The sequence below is a fragment of the Clostridium sp. genome (assembly GCF_036639235.1).
GTDB lineage: Bacteria > Bacillota > Clostridia > Clostridiales > Caloramatoraceae > Clostridium_AB.
In genome coordinates, this window is sequence record NZ_JAVWJB010000032.1 from 3,861 (window position 1) to 7,109 (window position 3,249).

4 protein-coding genes are annotated in these 3,249 nt (G+C 35.0%); all 4 read right to left on the minus strand.

Features of this window, described 5'->3' with window-relative positions:
- On the minus strand, nucleotides 1-378 hold a 378-nt coding region (locus tag RR539_RS07980; RefSeq protein ID WP_332500316.1), incomplete at its 3' end, for a pyruvate kinase.
- Nucleotides 379-389: 11 nt separating this feature from the next.
- Complete coding sequence (gene pfkA / locus RR539_RS07985; protein WP_332500317.1) at nucleotides 390-1,352, minus strand: 6-phosphofructokinase; 963 nt, start codon at nucleotides 1,350-1,352, stop codon at nucleotides 390-392.
- Between the two features lie 57 nt (nucleotides 1,353-1,409).
- Nucleotides 1,410-1,598: a hypothetical protein gene (locus RR539_RS07990; protein ID WP_332473789.1), complete on the minus strand. Its 189-nt coding sequence runs from the start codon at nucleotides 1,596-1,598 to the stop codon at nucleotides 1,410-1,412.
- A gap of 166 nt (nucleotides 1,599-1,764) precedes the next feature.
- Complete coding sequence (locus RR539_RS07995; protein ID WP_332500318.1) at nucleotides 1,765-3,225, minus strand: YjiH family protein; 1,461 nt, start codon at nucleotides 3,223-3,225, stop codon at nucleotides 1,765-1,767.
- Between the last annotated feature and the right edge of the window lie 24 nt (nucleotides 3,226-3,249).

Sequence of the window (3,249 nt, forward strand, 5' to 3'; positions counted from 1 at the left end):
CCCATCATCTATTAAAATAATATTACCGGCAACAACGTCTTTGTTAAGGTTTTTGTAGCTAACACTACATATAGTATTATCCCCTAGAATCTCATCTACTGTTAAGGTAAATTTATCTCCCTTGTTAAGCTGAACTGCTTTGTCCTTAAACTTACCTGTTCTAATCTCAGGGCCCTTAGTATCAAGAAGTATTGCAACAGGCTTATCTGCCTTTTGTCTAATTTCCTTAATAGTATCCATTCTAGCCCTATGCTCCTCATGGCATCCATGTGAAAAATTAAGTCTTGCTGTGTTCATTCCCTCTTCAATAAGACTCTCTAGCATATCCCTTGATTCACTAGTAGGTCCTATTGTACATATAATTTTGGTTTTTCTCATTTTGGGCCTCCTTAGATAGACAGTTTGTTTGCTAAGTTGTATAAGTCCTTATCTACTGTTTTTTCAAGACTAAGTGCCTCATCTATATCCATATGTATAATCTTATTATTCTTAATTCCAATAACAACTTGGCTTTCACCATTTTCAAGTGACTCAACAGCATATGCTCCAAACTTAGTAGCAAGTAGCCTGTCGAATGCACTAGGTGATCCTCCTCTTTGGATATGACCAGGTACAGTTGCTCTTGCCTGTACTGAGGTACACTTCTCTACCTTCTCAGCAATATCATGGGCCTTTCCTGCTCCCTCTGCTACAACAACTATATAATGAAGCTTTCCAAGTACCTTAGTTTCGATTACGCTTCTACATAGGCTATCAAAGTCAAATTCAACCTCTGGTATAATAACTGACTCTGCACCTGCTGCAATACCTGCATAAAGTGCAATATCTCCACAGCTACGACCCATAACTTCGATTATACTAACCCTTTCATGTGATGCTGATGTATCACGAAGCTTATTAATAACATCTACAACAGTGTTAAGTGCTGTATCAAATCCTATTGTATATTCTGTATACTCTAAATCGTTATCTATGGTACATGGAATGCATATTGTCTTAACTCCGTATTCCCTAGATAGTGCCTGTGCACCTCTAAAGGAACCATCTCCTCCAAGTACTATAAGTCCTTCTATACCAAACACCTTAAGAACGTTAGCAGCCTTAGCTCTACCTTCTTCAGTTCTAAACTCATCACTTCTAGCTGTTTTAAGAACTGTTCCTCCTCTTTGGATAATGTCTGATACAGAATTTCTATCCATTTCAAAAACCTCACCGTTAATAAGGCCATTATATCCTCTTTGAATCCCCATAACCTTAATACCCTTAGCTAAAGAAACCCTAGTAATAGCTCTTATAGCAGCATTCATACCAGGAGCATCTCCTCCGCTTGTTAATATCCCTATGGTTTTCATATTTTTTCCTCCGCAATAAATTTAATTATGGAACTTAGTATTTCCTGTATATGATAATTATATTGATGAAATGATTTCATATGCCTCTGGAATGTCACTTTCCATAACTAAAATTTCGATAAGTCCACTTTTATCCTTACTTTTAAGAACCTCTCTAGTTCTTGAAATAATCCCTGCATCCTCAAGACTGTCCTTAATTCTATTCACCTCATCTACATGATGGGCAACATATATTACTCCCCACATTCTTATATCCTCTCCTGCATTATGTCTTTATAATAATATTATGAAACTTTATTATAAAAAGCAATATAATAATAAAAACCTTTACATAAATATTAAAAGGCCTAGCATATATTTCGCTAAACCTTTTAAATACTTAATCCCTAAAGATGTTTTCTATATTAAATTATTACATTATTATGTATGCAAATACTGCAGCAAATGGTACTGCGATTACTGTTCTTTGAAGGAATACAACAACTAATTGCTTAATGCTTATTGGAATACCAGTTGATTTAATAACTACAACTGACTCTGCAAAGAATATAACCTGAACCATTGATACCATAATAACTACTGCCCTTGCAACTTCACTTATTAAATGATTTTGATCAGCTATAATAAGTGTTGGTATAAACATTTCTGTTATTCCAACAGGTAAACATGCTGCAATAGCTGATGCATCAGGTACTTGGCAAAGCTGTAAAAGTGGAAGGAATATGTATCCAAGCCATTCAAATACAGGTGTGTTCTTAGCAACAATCATACTCAGTATACCAATAACACAAAGTAGTGAAATAACCTTAGGAAGTACCATAAATCCATCTACAACACTATCCTTAATACTTTTAACAAGGTTACCTGAGAAGTAAGCTCTCTTACAAGCTCTATCAAATCCCTTCTTTAAAATTCCACGACCATACTTTGGCTCATTTTTAAAGTCCTCATCTGTTTGTACTCTACCACTTGCATATACACTATCAAGGTTCTTAAGTGGTGGTATTCTAACAGTAAAGAATGTAACAATGAAAGTTAGCAAAAATGATGCAAAGTATAATGGGACAAACTTCTCTGCAAGATCTGCTGTAGTCATAACAACAAATGCATATCCAACACTTACTGCACTAAATGAACTTGCAATAATAGCAGCTTCCTTCTTAGTGTAGGTATTGTTCTTTAAAAGCCTACTTGTTATTATAATTGACATTGTAGTTGACCCAACAAATGATGCTGTACAGTCTATTGCACTTTTTCCTGGAACCTTAAATAAAGGCCTCATTAAAGGTTCTAACATAACTCCGAAAAAGTCTATACTTCCATAATTAAGTAGGAATGGTACAAACACCGCTCCAACAGGAACAATCCAGCCAACTCCAACAACTATATCAGGAATTACAACTCCACCCACTCCTTCACCTACAATTATTTCAGGTAGGTTTAGTGATGGGAATGTAATGCTTAAGCAGTACATAACAACAAATACTGATGCAAGCACATATAAAACAGGGTGAATTATTGAGTCTGTTTTATAGTACTCATATAATTTGCTACCTTCCTTTGCTATATACTTACCGTATAAGCTAAGTAGAGCATTTCCTGTAATTAATGCTGCTATATACCAGAAACCAGGTACCCCTAAAAATTTAATAATTGATGAATAGATAACACCAAATAGTACGTTAGATGAACCATTAACGTTAACAGGTAAAAAGAATAAAGCAAATGCAATAGAAGAGAAAATTATAAACTTAATAAATCCAACCTTCTTGTCCTTACCATCAAGGGTTATAGAGTCCATTACCCTTGGATCGTTAAGGTCTACCTTATCCATGTCGACGTTTTTGTAGTCTACATCTGTGTTAAGTGCCATATTACCACCTCCATATTATAATAA

What these genes read in the sequence shown, in the direction of transcription:
- pfkA (WP_332500317.1), bottom strand. Translation starts at nt 1,352, where the DNA reads ATGAAAACCATAGGGATATTAACAAGCGGAGGAGATGCTCCTGGTATG.
- RR539_RS07990 (WP_332473789.1), bottom strand. Translation starts at nt 1,598, where the DNA reads ATGTGGGGAGTAATATATGTTGCCCATCATGTAGATGAGGTGAATAGA.
- RR539_RS07995 (WP_332500318.1), bottom strand. Translation starts at nt 3,225, where the DNA reads ATGGCACTTAACACAGATGTAGACTACAAAAACGTCGACATGGATAAG.